The organism is Pseudomonas fluorescens, from assembly GCF_900636825.1.
In the GTDB taxonomy this organism is placed as follows: domain Bacteria; phylum Pseudomonadota; class Gammaproteobacteria; order Pseudomonadales; family Pseudomonadaceae; genus Aquipseudomonas; species Aquipseudomonas fluorescens_BG.
In genome coordinates this window covers 47,165-61,339 of record NZ_LR134318.1, presented here as the reverse complement: position 1 = coordinate 61,339, position 14,175 = coordinate 47,165, and the positions used below count along the sequence as shown (strand labels likewise).

General features: G+C 59.6%; 13 protein-coding genes. 7 read left to right on the top strand and 6 right to left on the bottom strand.

The genetic code is table 11. The features are described 5' to 3' along the window. Positions 1-39 precede the first annotated feature (39 nt). Together EL257_RS00290 and EL257_RS00285 are read left to right on the top strand one after the other, a co-directional pair. A complete protein-coding gene (locus tag EL257_RS00290) occupies positions 40-822 on the top strand; it encodes an N-acetylmuramoyl-L-alanine amidase (RefSeq protein WP_126358832.1) in 783 nt (260 codons plus the stop codon). A gap of 75 nt (positions 823-897) precedes the next feature. Then, positions 898-2,511 carry an EAL domain-containing protein gene (locus tag EL257_RS00285; RefSeq protein ID WP_126358831.1) on the top strand — a complete coding sequence of 538 codons (1,614 nt, stop codon included), beginning with the start codon at positions 898-900 and terminating at the stop codon, positions 2,509-2,511. 1 nt (position 2,512) lies between these two features. On the opposite strand, the gene EL257_RS00280 is transcribed toward EL257_RS00285, so the two are convergent. Both EL257_RS00280 and algB read right to left on the bottom strand, forming a co-directional pair. Beyond that, positions 2,513-4,303 (bottom strand): ATP-binding protein, encoded by a 1,791-nt coding sequence (locus EL257_RS00280; protein ID WP_126358830.1) that lies wholly within the window; start codon positions 4,301-4,303, stop codon positions 2,513-2,515. A 10-nt stretch (positions 4,304-4,313) separates the two neighbouring features. Continuing rightward, positions 4,314-5,660 (bottom strand): sigma-54-dependent response regulator transcription factor AlgB, encoded by a 1,347-nt coding sequence (gene algB / locus EL257_RS00275; protein WP_025112294.1) that lies wholly within the window; start codon positions 5,658-5,660, stop codon positions 4,314-4,316. Between the two features lie 427 nt (positions 5,661-6,087). Between algB and EL257_RS00270 the strand changes: the two genes are divergently transcribed. The 5 genes from EL257_RS00270 (at position 6,088) to EL257_RS00250 (ending at position 10,547) form a co-directional block, all read left to right on the top strand. Continuing rightward, positions 6,088-6,372 (top strand): hypothetical protein, encoded by a 285-nt coding sequence (locus EL257_RS00270; RefSeq protein WP_126358829.1) that lies wholly within the window; start codon positions 6,088-6,090, stop codon positions 6,370-6,372. A 77-nt stretch (positions 6,373-6,449) separates the two neighbouring features. Continuing rightward, entirely contained in the window at positions 6,450-6,614 is a 165-nt protein-coding gene (locus tag EL257_RS00265; protein WP_003380232.1) for a DUF1328 domain-containing protein, read from the top strand. Between the two features lie 2 nt (positions 6,615-6,616). Continuing rightward, on the top strand, positions 6,617-7,081 hold the full coding sequence (locus EL257_RS00260; protein ID WP_126358828.1) for an inhibitor of vertebrate lysozyme family protein: 465 nt from the start codon (positions 6,617-6,619) through the stop codon (positions 7,079-7,081). A gap of 706 nt (positions 7,082-7,787) precedes the next feature. Continuing rightward, a complete protein-coding gene (gltP, locus tag EL257_RS00255) occupies positions 7,788-9,119 on the top strand; it encodes a glutamate/aspartate:proton symporter GltP (RefSeq protein ID WP_126358827.1) in 1,332 nt (443 codons plus the stop codon). A 198-nt stretch (positions 9,120-9,317) separates the two neighbouring features. Continuing rightward, positions 9,318-10,547 (top strand): nucleoside recognition domain-containing protein, encoded by a 1,230-nt coding sequence (locus EL257_RS00250; protein ID WP_126358826.1) that lies wholly within the window; start codon positions 9,318-9,320, stop codon positions 10,545-10,547. Between the two features lie 80 nt (positions 10,548-10,627). On the opposite strand, the gene EL257_RS00245 is transcribed toward EL257_RS00250, so the two are convergent. From EL257_RS00245 to EL257_RS00230, 4 genes are read right to left on the bottom strand one after another with little or no spacing between them, the layout of a single operon-like run. Next, positions 10,628-11,254 carry an ABC-type transport auxiliary lipoprotein family protein gene (locus tag EL257_RS00245; protein ID WP_126358825.1) on the bottom strand — a complete coding sequence of 209 codons (627 nt, stop codon included), beginning with the start codon at positions 11,252-11,254 and terminating at the stop codon, positions 10,628-10,630. Continuing rightward, positions 11,251-12,189, bottom strand: coding sequence for an MlaD family protein (locus tag EL257_RS00240; protein ID WP_126358824.1), 939 nt, complete (start codon positions 12,187-12,189; stop codon positions 11,251-11,253). The genes EL257_RS00245 and EL257_RS00240 overlap by 4 nt, the downstream gene beginning before the upstream one ends. Before the next feature lies 1 nt (position 12,190). Then, a complete protein-coding gene (locus tag EL257_RS00235) occupies positions 12,191-12,994 on the bottom strand; it encodes an ABC transporter ATP-binding protein (protein ID WP_126358823.1) in 804 nt (267 codons plus the stop codon). Further along, positions 12,991-14,139 (bottom strand): ABC transporter permease, encoded by a 1,149-nt coding sequence (locus EL257_RS00230; RefSeq protein ID WP_126358822.1) that lies wholly within the window; start codon positions 14,137-14,139, stop codon positions 12,991-12,993. The genes EL257_RS00235 and EL257_RS00230 overlap by 4 nt, the downstream gene beginning before the upstream one ends. Between the last annotated feature and the right edge of the window lie 36 nt (positions 14,140-14,175).

Below are 14,175 nucleotides of genomic sequence, written 5' to 3'. Positions count from 1 at the left end.
CACTGTTGCATTATCGTCTTTTGCGTGCCGTCCGCTGCCATGAAAATTTTCGCCCTTGTTGCCTCAGTGCTCATTCTCGCCGGTTGCGCCAGCGGTCCGCGCTACGACACCAGCCACCCTTCGGCCAATTACGACAGCCGTATTCAATTTGTAGTGGTTCATTACACCTCCGCATCACTGGAGCGCTCACTGCAATTGCTGACCCACGGCGAAGTCAGCAGCCATTACCTGATCGGCGATGACAAGGGCGGCACTGTCTACAAGCTCGTGGAAGAAAACCAGCGCGCCTGGCATGCCGGTGAAAGCCAATGGCAAGGGCGTACGTGGCTCAATTCCAGTTCCATCGGCATCGAAATCGTCAATCCAGGCTTCAAGGACACACCAACCGGGCGCCTGTGGTATCCGTACAGCGAAGCGCAGATTCAATCGCTGATAGCCCTGCTCAAGGACATCAGCAAGCGCAACGGCATTAGTCCGCGCCATATCATCGGCCACAGCGACATCGCGCCACTGCGCAAGCTGGATCCGGGGCCACTGTTTCCATGGAAACGTCTCGCCGCAGAAGGTCTGGGACTGTGGCCAGACGAACAAGCCGTGGCGCGCCAACAAGCACTGTTCAACCGCAACACGCTGCCGGAAATCAGTTGGTTCCAGGCGCAACTGGCGCGCTTGGGCTATGAAACACCGCAAACCGGCGAATTGGACGTTGCGACTCGTCATGTCCTTGCTGCATTCCAGATGCACTACCGCCCTTCGCGATTCGACGGCACGCCCGACACGCAAACCGCAGCGCTGTTACTGGTTCTCAACCAGACAAAATAATGACGCCCGCCCGACGGTCAGGGCGAAATCGTAATCAGCAGCTATAACTCATTGGTAATTCTTCGGATATTCCATATGGTTGCTACCCGAGAGACGCTGCGTAGCGGTTTCTATCGCCCTTGGTTTTTGGCGACGATCGCGGCTGTGCTCAGCGCAGCGCTGCTGATCGCCGGAGGTATGTTCGCGGCGATGCGTCAGGTGGAGTACAACGAAAGCCAGGCTATGAACGCTCAAGGAGAGCGGTTTCTGGCCCGCCTCGAACAATTGTTCGGCCAACTGCGCGAAAGTCTCGATGATCTGGAAGCGCAACCCTTGCGCAGTTGCGATGACGAAATGATCGCAACGCTGCAGCAAGTCACCTTCAATTATCGCTTCGTCTATGAAGCCGCCTACAGCGACGGTACGCGGATCTGTTCCAACCGACCACGTCAGGGAAGCCTGCCTGTCGTGCGCCCGCCAGATATCACAGGCCCCACCTACAGCTATTGGCTGAACACCACCACTGAACCCGATGAGAACCGCGCCGCGTTGATGCTGGGGCGCGGTGATTTTCGCGTAGCCACCTCGCGCGGTCACTTGACCGACATGGTCGATTTGTCGCCAGGCAGCAGCCTGCTGGTGGTGCTGGATCACGGCAGCCGAGCGATCCCGGTGCTGGGCACCGAACAGACCTGGCCGCCCACCGAACACTGGCCACCGAAAAGCCGCGACGCCTTGCAGGTCACGCAAACGCGGCTGATCTACCGCATGCCGACCGATAACCCTGAATATCAGCTGGTGTTGATCACACCGCGCAGCGGCCTGCACATGCCCGCCATCTGGTGGTGGATGATTCCGGCTTGTCTGGTGGGCGGTGCGATCGTCGGGTTTATGGTGCTTTTGCTGGTACGCCAGCGCCAGTCGCTGGACGCCGAGTTGCACGGCGCGATCCGGCGTGGCGAGTTGCAGGTGCTTTATCAACCGATCTTCGATCTCGACAGCCGTAATTGCGTCGGCGCCGAGGCCTTGCTGCGCTGGCGCCGACCGGACGGTACGCTGACCAGTCCCGACCTGTTCATTCCGATGGCGGAAAACACCGGGCAGATCCGCCAGATGACCGACTTCGTTCTCCAGCGTTTGCTGGAACAACTGGGCCAGTTACTGCGCGCCAATCCGCAGTTGTACATCTCGGTGAACCTCGCGGCGTGCGACGTGATGGTGCCGCGTGTCGGCGAAGTGATGGCGCGGTTGCTGACCTTGCACCGGGTCGCCGCACGGCAGATTGCCTTCGAGGTGACGGAACGAGGGCTGATCGACGTGGTGGTGGCACGGGAAAACCTGCAAGCCTTGCGTGACGTCGGTCATCAGGTGCTGATCGATGATTTCGGCACCGGCTATTGCAGCCTCGCTTACCTGCAAACCCTGCCGGTAGACTGCTTGAAAATCGACAAAGCGTTTATCGACGCGCTCGGCCATGACGCCGCCAGCAGTGGCGTGGCGCCGCACATCATTCATATGGCGCAGGCACTGGACCTCAAGGTAATTGCCGAAGGCATCGAGCTGGAATCCCAAGCCAAATTGCTCAGCAGTGAGGGCGTCAAATTTGGTCAGGGCTGGCTGTTCGCCCACGCCCTCAGCGCCGTGCAATTCATTGAATTGATCACCCGTGGGCGGCGTCTCGCCGGACGACGCATGGACGACGAAGCCTGAGCTAAACCGTCAGCGCCATGTAAAACTGCGTGCCCTGTCCCGGCCGCGAATAGACCCCCATCCGCCCGCCGTGCAACTGGACAATTTCCTTGCACAGAGCCAATCCCAATCCGGCCCCGCCCTTCTTGCGCCCGACCTGCACGAACGGCTCGAAAATGCGTCCCTGTTGGCCGTAGGCAATGCCTTCGCCATTGTCTTCGACGCTGATGATCACCCGTTCGCCATGGCGCCGCGCCTGCAGACGGATCTGGCCATCGCGGGCGGTGTGCCGCAAGGCATTGTCGATAAGGTTGTCGAGCACTCGGTCGAGTTGCGCCTGGTCAGCCTGCAACCGCGGCAACGGCCCTTGAATTTCGACATTCAGGGTGATGCCCTTGGCTACTGCGCAATCGACAAACCGCAGCCGCGCCTGCTCCAACAGATCCTCGATGGAACACGGCGCCAGCGTCAGCTTTTGCAAGCCGTTCTGGTAGCGCGAGAAGTTGAGCAAGTCGTTGATCAACTGCATCAGGCGCTGCATCTCTTCGTTCACGGTATCGAGCAAGTCAGCCTCGCGAGACTCTGCAGGAAATTTCGCCCGTTCACGGAACAGCCCGAACGCCATGTGCATGCCGGTAACCGGCGTACGCAGTTCATGAGAGGCACGCAAAACGAACTCACTGCGCACGCGCTCGAAGGCACGCTGCTCGGTCACGTCGTGCAACACCATCACCGCACCGAGGATGTGCCCCTGAGTGTGGCTGACCGGTGTCAGGCTGTAGGTCAGCAAGCGTGATTCGCCATCGACCTCGATGCTCAGGTCGTCCGGCGCCCGCTCAAGCGTGCCGCCACGCAACACGAGATGCAGTTGCGCATCGAGTTCCGGGCGTTCGAGTGCGGCGCCCAACCCTTGGCCGAGGCGATCGTTCTCCCAGCCTAATTGGCGTTGGGCCACAGGGTTGAGGTGCTCGAGATGACCCTGGCGGTCGATCATCAACAATCCATCGTCGATGCTGTCGAGCACGGCTTGCAGGCGCTGCTGGCCGGCGAGCAGTTCATCGACATTGGTAGCCTGATGCTCACGCAGGGCTTCAGCCATCAAGCCGAAACGGCGGGACAGCAGATTGACTTCCATGGCCGAGGAAATCGGCAGCGTCACTTCATAATTGCCTTGGCCGATGTTATCGGCGGCTTTGGCCAGCGCCTCAATAGGCGCGCCGAAGCGCCTGGCTATGCCCTGCGCCGTAACGAAGCCGATAATCAGCACCGCCAGCCCCACCAGCCCCAGCAGCCCGGCGATTAGCAGAGCGCGTTCGCGGGCGGCGTGTTGCACCGCGTTGATGCTGTCCAGCGCGTGTTTGTGCTCAGTGATCAAGCCGTTGCGCAGGACATTGAAGCGCTCACGAAAATCCACGCTGGCGCTGGCATTGCGGGCGGATTCGGCAGTGACGTCGAACGAGGCGAGGAAATTCAGATAATCGGCTTTCGCCTGACGGAAACCATAAGGCGGGTCATCGCTCTCGCCTTGTTGCTCGATGCCTTGATCGAGCAACTGGAAGTAATGCTGCTTGGAGGCTTCGAACGCACCCGGGTCGGGCTTTTCGGCAAGCATGATGATCAGTTGATCACCCAGGGTTTGCCGCAGCTTGAGCCCGAGATCCAGGGTGATGAAGTTATTGCGGACCAGCGCTTCCTGCGTTCCAGCCATTTGCATCACGCTGACCAGCCCGAGCAGAAGCCCGAGCAAAGCCACGGTGATCAAGGCGGAGATACTCAGGAAGAGCCGGGTCCGCAACGTCATCGCCAGTTTCATCGTCGCGCGCTCACAAGTTGTATTGCTTGCGCTTGCGATACAGGGTCGAGGCGTCGATTCCCAGGGTTTTCGCCGCCTGGTCCAAAGTGCCGGCGGTGGCGAGAACAGCGCCAATGTGGGCCTTTTCCAATTCGTCCAGACTCAGCGCAGCGCCGACCCGCGGTGCATTGTTGGCCGGTTGTTCGGCCATGCCCAGATGGCTGATCTCGACCCGTTCCTGCGGGCAAATGATGCTCGCCCGCTCGACCACGTTGCGCAATTCACGAATGTTGCCTGGCCAGCGGTAACCGAGCAGGGCCTCACGGGCTTCGTCACTGAAGCCACGGGCCGGACGCGCATACTCTTTAACGAAGCGAGCGAGAAACCGGTCCGCCAGCGTGAGAATGTCCTCGGCGCGCTCGCGCAGCGGCGGCAAGTGCAAGGTGATGACATTCAAACGGTAGAGCAGGTCTTCGCGGAAACGTCCGTCGCGGACCATGTCTTCAAGATTGAGGTTGGTCGCGGCAAGAATACGCACATCAGCACGACGGGTGACCGGATCGCCGACTCGCTCGTATTCCTTGTCCTGAATAAAACGCAGCAACTTTGGTTGCAATGTCAGGGGAAAATCGCCGATCTCGTCGAGAAACAACGTACCGCCGTCGGCCTGATTGACTCGACCGAGGGTACTTTCGCTGGCACCGGTGAATGCGCCGCGACTGTGACCGAACAGCTCGCTTTCCATCAGTTCCGCGGTCAGCGACGGGCAGTTGATGGTCACGCAGGACTTCTTCTCGCGCTTGCTCCAGCCATGAATGGCGCGGGCCAGCTCACCTTTACCGGTCCCGGATTCGCCGAGGATAAGGATGTTGGCGTCGGTACTCGCGACCTGCCGGGCAGTTTCCAATACGACTTTCATCGCCGGGCTATGGGAATCGAGGCCATCCTTCGGCTTGCGGATCTCTCCTTCCAAGGCTTCGAGGCGTGCCGACAACTGGCGAACTTCCAATTGCTTGGCGGTGGCCAGACGCAACTGGTCCGGGCTGCACGGCTTGACCAGATAATCGGCGGCACCGGCCTGAATTGCATCGACGGCGGTGTCCACGGCCGAATGCGCGGTGACAATGACCACGCGCATCCACGGCGCCTGAATGCGCATCTGCGCGAGAACATCGAGACCGTTGTCCTCGCCGAGGCGCAAATCAAGGAAACACAGATCGAAAACCTGGCGTTGCAACAATGCATCGGCCTGGGCCGCGCTGTTGGCGGTGGCCACCGTATAGCCTTCGTCTTCGAGGCAGTAACGGAACGTACGCAGGATGGCGGATTCATCGTCCACCAGCAGAATGCGGCCTTGATGCTCAGTGGCAGATTCCATTTTTCCTACGCTCCATAAAGATTGGTCTTGGGTTAGTCCCGGAAAAATCGGGCAAGTTGCATGGTTGATTCTGAACGATCCCAGCCATTAGAGGGTAGCCCTCTCCTGCCATTACGGCCAATACGTTGATTTTGTTGGTGTTTTAGAAGAAACCGGATTTGCAGGCTGTTGCCTGCGTCCTTTTCTGACATCCGCGCCTCGCTTTCAATTCCCTAATAAAGAAATCTCCTACGAAATAATCGTGCATTCCGCACGACCTTACGGGGCCCATCGTGCAGGATGCGTCGCAAAGGTATTTTTAGAATCACATAACTTGTTGATTTTACGTGGTTTTTTTCCTGATAAAAAACTGGCATGCAGGCTGCAATACGGTAGTCAGCCCGGGCAGAAATATCTGCCCCAACCGAACAAGAGTGAGGAACCCAGGATGACTCGCCCACGTACCGCCCAAGTGCGTATTTCGCCACTGCACATCCAACAAGGTCTGTTTGCTGTGCTGGCGTTGCTGATCACCCTGATCGCTTGCCAACAATTTCTGCATTGGGAAAACAGCCAGCGTCCTGAGCCGCTGATTTCCATCCAGCACAACACACAGACTCACTTCAGCGCCGTCAGCGATAGCCAGGCCGAAAGCGCCTCGATGCGCATGGTGGACGTTGATCAGCTGCAGCCGCTGGATCAAATGCCCCGCGAAGAGCGTTGGGTGTTCTGACAGACAGTTGAAATGAATTCGGGCGCACCGCGCCGGTAGACGCAACATCCCTAAATAGAGACGTAAGGAGAATCACCATGTTGAGCTGGGCAATTACATTCTTGATCATTGCCATCATCGCTGCGGTATTGGGCTTCGGTGGTATCGCCGGCACCGCCACGGGTATCGCCAAGATTCTTTTTGTCGTGTTCCTGGTGATGTTTGTCGTTTCCTTCTTCTTTGGCCGCCGCGGCCGAGGTTAACGATGACTGTTTTAAGGACATTGGCAGCCGCCCTGCTTCTGGGCGGTAGTGCCATGGCCATGGCGGCCAACGATGGCCAGACCCGGGTCAACGAATTGCTTGGTTCCGACCAGCAGTATCGGGAAACCTGGGAAGGCGTGATCAAAAAGGAAGAGCGCGTACCGGAATGGGTTATCAACCTGTCGGGTACATCGGAGCAGCAGATGCAGGCTGTCACTGAAGACGGTGACCAGTATCTGGTCGGTCCGCTCTGCGAGAATCAGGACAAGTGCCTGAACCATCGCCTGATCGTCGCCTTCAGCTTCGACAAGGATGACGCCTACGCAATGCTGGTCGATGTGCCGGAAGGTCTGCCGCAGGACAAGTCGCCGACGCGACATGCGACTTACCGCTTCTTCGGCAAACCGGACCAGGGCATGCAGGATCTGCTGATGGAAACCCTGAAGAAAGATCCGAAGTGGTACTGACTTGAACACGAAGGCAGCAGCCCTGCTGCTTTCCATTGCGCCCACCTGAGGAAGGCAGGTGCATGACCAAGGGGCCGGGACGTTCTGACTGCTACAGGGTCGGAGTGACCTACGGGTACAGGGAGTGCCTGCGCGAGGGCCGGGTCAGGGCAGTAAAGAGCTGCGCCGCAAGTTCGCCGGCCCTCCGTGGTTCGACGGACTTGCGCTGAGCTTCCAGTCCAATGAACCACTGCTTGCGAGCGTTCAGCTCATTCCCACATTGCCGACACTGCGCGTGAAAGCATTACGCCGTGTTTCCTGGCGACCGTATATCGACAAAGAGCCCGTTTGAACCGTAAGGCTTACAGCCTCGTAAAAAGGGATTTTTTGCGCCATTTACGACCATTTTTCGTCGTTCAAAAAATAAGCAGGCTACGCTGTAATGGCCGGTTCACGGCGCTTATGCTGGCTGAAATGTCACAATCGAACCGGTTGGGACGCCAGTTTTGTTTAAAAAAGCTCATGCCGATTCGGCATAGGGTAGGCGTTTACGGCATTAGACGGCGCAACCTTGCATCGGAATAGTTGCGCCTTTTTTCGCCTGCCAAAGAGCCGCCAATGCGCGCTTGCGGGCACCTTATACGGAGGCAGATGCACAGACTTTTCCGCTCATGAGCGTTCCAGTTCCTGCATGTGCCTGAGTCAAACGCAAGTAAGGGTAAAGATAATGAAGAAGGCAAAAATCAGCCTCGCCTGGCAGATCCTCATAGGTCTGGTTTTGGGGATTGCACTGGGTGCGTTGCTCAACCACTTCAGCGCCGAGAAGGCCTGGTGGATCAGCAACGTCCTGCAACCGGCAGGCGATATCTTTATCCGTCTGATCAAGATGATCGTGATCCCGATCGTCATCTCTTCCCTGATCGTCGGCATTGCTGGCGTCGGCGACGCGAAGAAGCTTGGGCGTATCGGCCTGAAGACGATCATCTATTTCGAAATCGTCACCACCATCGCCATCGTTGTCGGCCTGTTGCTGGCCAACCTGGTTCATCCAGGTTCCGGCATCGACATGAGCACCCTTGGTACCGTGGATATCTCCAAGTACCAGGCGACCGCTGCCGAAGTGCAACATGAACACGCGTTCATCGAGACCATCCTCAACCTGATTCCGTCGAACATCTTCGCGGCCATGGCCCGCGGCGAAATGCTGCCGATCATTTTCTTCTCCGTGCTGTTCGGTCTCGGCCTGTCGAGCCTGCAGTCGGACCTGCGCGAGCCGCTGGTGAAGATGTTCCAGGGCGTTTCGGAAAGCATGTTCAAAGTCACCCACATGATCATGAACTACGCGCCGATCGGCGTATTCGCACTGATCGCGGTGACCGTCGCCAACTTCGGCTTCGCTTCCCTGCTGCCGCTGGCGAAACTGGTGATTCTGGTTTACTTCGCCATCGCCTTCTTCGCCTTCGTGGTGCTGGGCCTGATTGCCAAGATGTTCGGCTTTTCGGTGTTCAAGCTGATGCGCATCTTCAAGGATGAGCTGGTGCTGGCCTACTCCACCGCCTCGTCGGAAACCGTGCTGCCGCGCGTGATCGAGAAGATGGAAGCCTACGGTGCACCGAAAGCCATCTGCAGCTTCGTGGTGCCGACCGGTTACTCGTTCAACCTCGACGGTTCGACCTTGTATCAGTCGATTGCCGCGATCTTCATTGCCCAGCTGTACGGGATCGACCTGTCGATCAGCCAGCAATTGCTGCTGGTATTGACGCTGATGGTCACCTCCAAAGGCATCGCTGGCGTACCGGGCGTGTCCTTCGTGGTGCTGCTGGCGACTCTGGGCAGCGTCGGCATTCCACTCGAAGGCCTGGCATTCATTGCCGGCGTCGACCGCGTCATGGACATGGCTCGTACCGCGCTGAATGTGATCGGTAACGCCTTGGCGGTGTTGGTTATCTCGCGTTGGGAAGGCATGTACGACGATGCCAAAGGCGAGCGCTACTGGAACTCCCTGCCGCACTGGCGCAGCAAGGAAAAGTTGCCGGCGGGTGAAATCTCCAAGAACTGACACACCCCCCTGTAGGAGCTGCCGCAGGCTGCGATCTTTTGATTCTGTTTTTAAAGGCAAGATCAACAGATCGCAGCCTTCGGCAGCTCCTACAGTGGATGGGGGGCAACCCCGTTAAACAAACCCCGGAGCAATCCGGGGTTTGTCGTTTCTGGCCACCCCGCTATCATTCGCCGCATTCTTCGGGGGATTTGACTGATGCTTAATGGCCTGTGGCTTGGCTTCTTCATCGTGGCAGCCGTGTCGGCGCTGGCGCAGTGGCTGATCGGCGGCAACGCCGGGATCTTCGCGGCGATGGTGGAAAGCATCTTCGCCATGGCCAAGCTGTCCGTCGAAGTCATGGTGCTGCTGTTCGGCACCCTCACCCTGTGGCTGGGTTTTCTGCGCATCGCCGAGAAAGCCGGAATCGTCGAATGGCTGGCCAAGGTGCTTGGGCCGCTGTTTCTGCGACTGATGCCGGAAGTCCCGGCGGGTCACCCTGCCCTTGGCCTGATCACCCTGAACTTCGCCGCCAACGGCCTGGGCCTGGACAACGCCGCCACCCCCATCGGCCTGAAAGCCATGAAAGCGCTGCAGGAACTCAACCCCAGCGCCACCATCGCCAGCAACGCGCAGATCCTTTTTCTGGTGCTCAACGCCTCGTCGCTGACCCTGCTCCCTGTGACTATTTTCATGTACCGCGCCCAGCAAGGTGCGCCAGATCCGACATTGGTGTTCCTGCCGATTCTGTTGGCGACCAGTTGCTCGACCATCGTCGGCTTTCTCTCGGTGGCGTTCATGCAACGGCTTCGCATCTGGGACCCGGTGGTCCTCGCTTATCTGGTGCCCGGCGCACTGATTCTCGGCGGCTTCATGGCATTGCTCGGCACCTTGTCCGCCACGGCATTGGCGGGATTGTCGTCGATCCTCGGCAACCTGACGCTGTTCGGGCTGATCATGCTGTTCCTGATCATCGGCGCGTTACGCAAGGTCAAGGTTTACGAAGCGTTCGTCGAAGGCGCAAAGGAAGGCTTCGATGTCGCGAAGAATCTGCTCCCGTATCTGGTGGCGATGCTTTGTGCCGTTGGCGTACTACGCGCGTCAGGCGCGCTGGATTTTGGCCTGGATGGCATCCGGCATCTTGTCGAGTGGGCGGGCTGGGACACGCGTTTCGTCGACGCGTTGCCGACGGCGATGGTCAAACCGTTTTCCGGCAGCGCCGCACGGGCGATGTTGATCGAAACGATGCAGACCTCGGGCGTCGACAGCTTCCCGGCGCTGGTCGCCGCGACAGTGCAGGGCAGTACGGAGACAACGTTCTATGTGCTGGCGGTGTATTTCGGCGCGGTGGGGATCCAGCGCGCTCGGCATGCGGTGGGGTGTGCGTTGCTGGCGGAGTTTGCTGGCGTCGTGGCTGCCATTGCCGTCTGCTACTGGTTCTTTGGTTGAAGCAAAAGATCGCAGCCTCCGGCAGCTCCTACAGAGCATGCATCCTGTAGGAGCTGCCGCAGGCTGCGATCTTGGCGATTTCAGCGTTTAAGCGGAGCCAACTGCTGGCCTTGCTCGACCGCCCAAGCCACAACCTTGGCCGTCAGGCGATCACTGGCCTGACCGAACCCGGCCACCACCGCTGGCACCTGCACATCGCTCAAAGGCTGGCGCTCTTCAAAGCGGCGGCTGGCGAGGATTCGCTGGTCATAACCGCGCACCAGCAACGCATCGACCCGCACCACCACGCCGGCCTGCGCGCCCTGATATTCCGTCTGGAATGCCTGCAAGCTGCCGCCGAGTTCGAGATCCGCCTGGAAGTTGCTGTCGTCGGTGCTCAACAGCGTCACCCGACCATCCCGCGCAAAACCATCGAGCAAGCGATTACGCACCAGCACCGGCGCCGGATCGCTCCAGCGCGAAGCCTTGTAGCTACTGATCACATCACCCTGTGGGATCACCGCGATGCTCGGTCGATTCAGCGCTTCGCTGGCCTGCAACTTATTCAAACGCAGCGACCAGGGCTGAGTCGTCGCTGTGCTGGTCGAAGCGGGTGCTGGCGCGGCGGGCAAGCGGTAGACATCCAAAGGCTCCGACTCGGGCAAAATCGAGCACGCACTGGCCAACGTCAGACCGGCAGCGAGGAGGGTGAGGCGGGTCAGCTTCATGGGGTGAATTCCTTGTTCTTGTCGCTACCCAGCAGGTAACCGCTGGGGTTGGCCTCAAGGCGTTGGGAAATGGCGCGCAGCGAGGTCAGCGTTTCACGCAGTTCGCGAATCGCCGGGGCCAGACCATTGAGGCCCTGCATGCCGTTATCCAGCGAATTCTGGTTCTTGCTGAGCAAGCCGTTGATGGTCACGCTGCTTTCCTCCAGCGACTTCATCGCCTGTTCGGCGCTGCCCAGCGCTTGCTTGCCCTGATCGTTGAGCAGACCGTTGGCGTTGCGCATCAACAGCGACGTCTGCTCGAGCATGCTGCCGGCCTGTTTACCCACCGTCGCCAGCTGCTGCATGGCTTGTTTGATGTCGCCACGCTGGTCGTTGATGGTGCCGGTGGTTTGCTCAAGATGGGCGAGGGTTTTGCTGACGCGCTCGACGTTGTCGGCGGAGAACATCTGATTGGCGTTATGCAGCAGCGCACTGATGCCGGTCATCAAATCATTGCTGTCATTGAGCAGGCGCGAAATAGGCGAGGGCGAAGCGACGATCAGCGGCAGATTACCGTCATGCCCACGCAGTTTCGGGCTCTGCGGCGTGCCACCGCTGAGCTGGATGATCGAAGTGCCGGTAATCCCGGCCAGCGCCAGTTTCGCCTGGGTGTCCTCTTTGACCGGCGTGTCACCCGCCAGGCGAATCCGCGCCAGCACCCGACGCGGGTCCTGCGGGTCGAGGCGCAGGCTGATCACGTCGCCCACCTTGATCCCGCTGTACTGCACCGAGCTGCCCTTGGACAGGCCACTGACGGCCTCGTTGAAGACGATTTCATAATCCTTGAATTCGGTGTCGACGCTGGACTTGGCCAAAAACAAGCCGAAGAGCAGGGCGCCTGCTACCACAATCACAGTGAACAAGCCGATCAACACATGGTGCGCTCGGGTTTCCATATCAGGCCTCGTTGAGCAATTTGGCGGCGTCCAGCGCCGAGCGGCCGCGCGGGCCGTGGAAGTATTCGTGAATCCACGCGTCATCCGTTTCCGAAACGACATCGATCGGGCCGGCCACCAGCACCTTCTTCTGCGCCAGCACCGCGACGCGATCGGTGATCGTGTAAAGGGTGTCCAGATCGTGGGTCACCAGGAAAACGCTCAGACCGAGCGCATCGCGCAAGGTCAGGATCAACTGGTCGAACTGCGCCGCGCCAATCGGATCGAGGCCGGCGGTGGGCTCGTCGAGAAACAGAATGTCCGGATCCAGCGCCAGGGCTCGCGCCAGCGCGGCACGCTTGACCATGCCGCCGGACAGCGACGCCGGGTATTTGTCCGCTGCCGACAGCGGCAACCCGGCCAGCGCCAGTTTCACCGCCGCCAGGTGCTCGGCGTCCTGGCGGCTGAGGCCGGCATGTTCAATCAGCGGCAGAGCGACGTTTTCGGTGACGGTCAACGACGAGAACAGCGCGCCTTTTTGAAACAGCACGCCGAAGCGCCGTTCCACCAGCGAGCGCTCGTGCTCGGACAGACTCGGCAGATTCTTGCCGAACACTTTGACGATGCCTTCGCTGGGCCGATTCAGCCCGACGATGCTGCGCAACAACACTGATTTGCCCGTGCCTGAGCCGCCAACCACGGCGAGGATTTCGCCTTTGTACACATCCAGATCGAGGTTCTCGTGCACGCTCTGGCTGCCGAAGCGATTGCACAGACCACGGACTTCGATCACCGCCTCGGAGGGCGCGCGGGGTAGCCGACTCACCAACCCATCTCCATGAAAAACAGCGCAGCCACCGCGTCGAGCACGATCACCACGAAAATCGACTGGACCACCGCCGACGTGGTGTGCGCGCCCACCGACTCGGCACTGCCACTGACTTTGAAGCCTTCCAGACAGCCGATCGCGGCAATAATGAACGCGAAAATCGGTGCCTTCACCAACCCCACCAGAAAATGCTGAACGCCGATGTCGGATTGCAACAGAGTGAGGAACATCGCCGGCGAGATATCCAGCGACACCGCGCAGACCACGCCGCCGCCGATGATGCCGCAGAGCATCGCCAGGAACGTCAGCATCGGCAACGCAACCAGCATCGCCAGCACACGCGGCACCACCAGCAATTCCATCGGGTCGAGGCCGAGGGTGCGGATCGCATCAATTTCTTCGTTGGCCTTCATCGAGCCGATCTGCGCAGTGAACGCACTGGCGGTGCGCCCCGCCATCAGGATTGCGGTGAGCAGCACGGCGAATTCACGCAGGAACGAGAAACCCACCAGGTCCACGGTGAATATCGTCGCGCCGAAACTGGCCAGCACCGTCGCCCCGAGAAATGCCACCACTGCGCCCACCAGAAACGTCAGCAACGCGACGATGGGCGCGGCGTCGAGGCCGGTCTGTTCGATGTGCGCGATCATCGGCGTGATACGCCAGCGCTTGGGCCGCAACAGGTTTCGCGCGATGGTCTCGAGAATCAGGCCGACGAAACCCAGCAGTTGCAGGGTATCGCGCCAGACCGTGTCAACGGCACGGCCGATGCGCGTCAGCAATTGCACGCTGACACTGATTTCCGCTTCCTTGATCGGCACGCAGAAATCGGTCATCGAGCAGTACACGGTTTGCAGCAAGGCGCGGTCGGCGGAGGACAGCGTGCAATCGGGATGTTCGGCGGATTTGCCGAGGCGAGCAGAGCCGAGCAGCTCCACCAGCAACGAAGCACCGGCCGTGTCGAGCGCGCCGAGGCTGTTCAGGTCGATCGGAGTATTGGCGTCGTACTGGCCACGGAGCTTTTCGCTCAGTTGCTTGAGTTCGGCGTAATGGGCGAGCGTCCAGTCTCCCGTCACCCGCAGGCGGGCAGGGCTGATCGATGAGTCCAGTTGGGCAGTACCGCTGATCGAGCTGCTGGTCATATGCTCCGGGCTTGTTCGGCTGTTTCGCGAAGTAAC

What these genes read in the sequence shown, in the direction of transcription:
- EL257_RS00245 (WP_126358825.1), bottom strand. Translation starts at nt 11,254, where the DNA reads ATGAAGCTGACCCGCCTCACCCTCCTCGCTGCCGGTCTGACGTTGGCC.
- gltP (WP_126358827.1), top strand. Translation starts at nt 7,788, where the DNA reads ATGAAGAAGGCAAAAATCAGCCTCGCCTGGCAGATCCTCATAGGTCTG.
- EL257_RS00285 (WP_126358831.1), top strand. Translation starts at nt 898, where the DNA reads ATGGTTGCTACCCGAGAGACGCTGCGTAGCGGTTTCTATCGCCCTTGG.
- EL257_RS00270 (WP_126358829.1), top strand. Translation starts at nt 6,088, where the DNA reads ATGACTCGCCCACGTACCGCCCAAGTGCGTATTTCGCCACTGCACATC.
- EL257_RS00240 (WP_126358824.1), bottom strand. Translation starts at nt 12,189, where the DNA reads ATGGAAACCCGAGCGCACCATGTGTTGATCGGCTTGTTCACTGTGATT.
- EL257_RS00230 (WP_126358822.1), bottom strand. Translation starts at nt 14,139, where the DNA reads ATGACCAGCAGCTCGATCAGCGGTACTGCCCAACTGGACTCATCGATC.
- algB (WP_025112294.1), bottom strand. Translation starts at nt 5,660, where the DNA reads ATGGAATCTGCCACTGAGCATCAAGGCCGCATTCTGCTGGTGGACGAT.
- EL257_RS00250 (WP_126358826.1), top strand. Translation starts at nt 9,318, where the DNA reads ATGCTTAATGGCCTGTGGCTTGGCTTCTTCATCGTGGCAGCCGTGTCG.
- EL257_RS00265 (WP_003380232.1), top strand. Translation starts at nt 6,450, where the DNA reads ATGTTGAGCTGGGCAATTACATTCTTGATCATTGCCATCATCGCTGCG.
- EL257_RS00280 (WP_126358830.1), bottom strand. Translation starts at nt 4,303, where the DNA reads ATGAAACTGGCGATGACGTTGCGGACCCGGCTCTTCCTGAGTATCTCC.
- EL257_RS00290 (WP_126358832.1), top strand. Translation starts at nt 40, where the DNA reads ATGAAAATTTTCGCCCTTGTTGCCTCAGTGCTCATTCTCGCCGGTTGC.
- EL257_RS00260 (WP_126358828.1), top strand. Translation starts at nt 6,617, where the DNA reads ATGACTGTTTTAAGGACATTGGCAGCCGCCCTGCTTCTGGGCGGTAGT.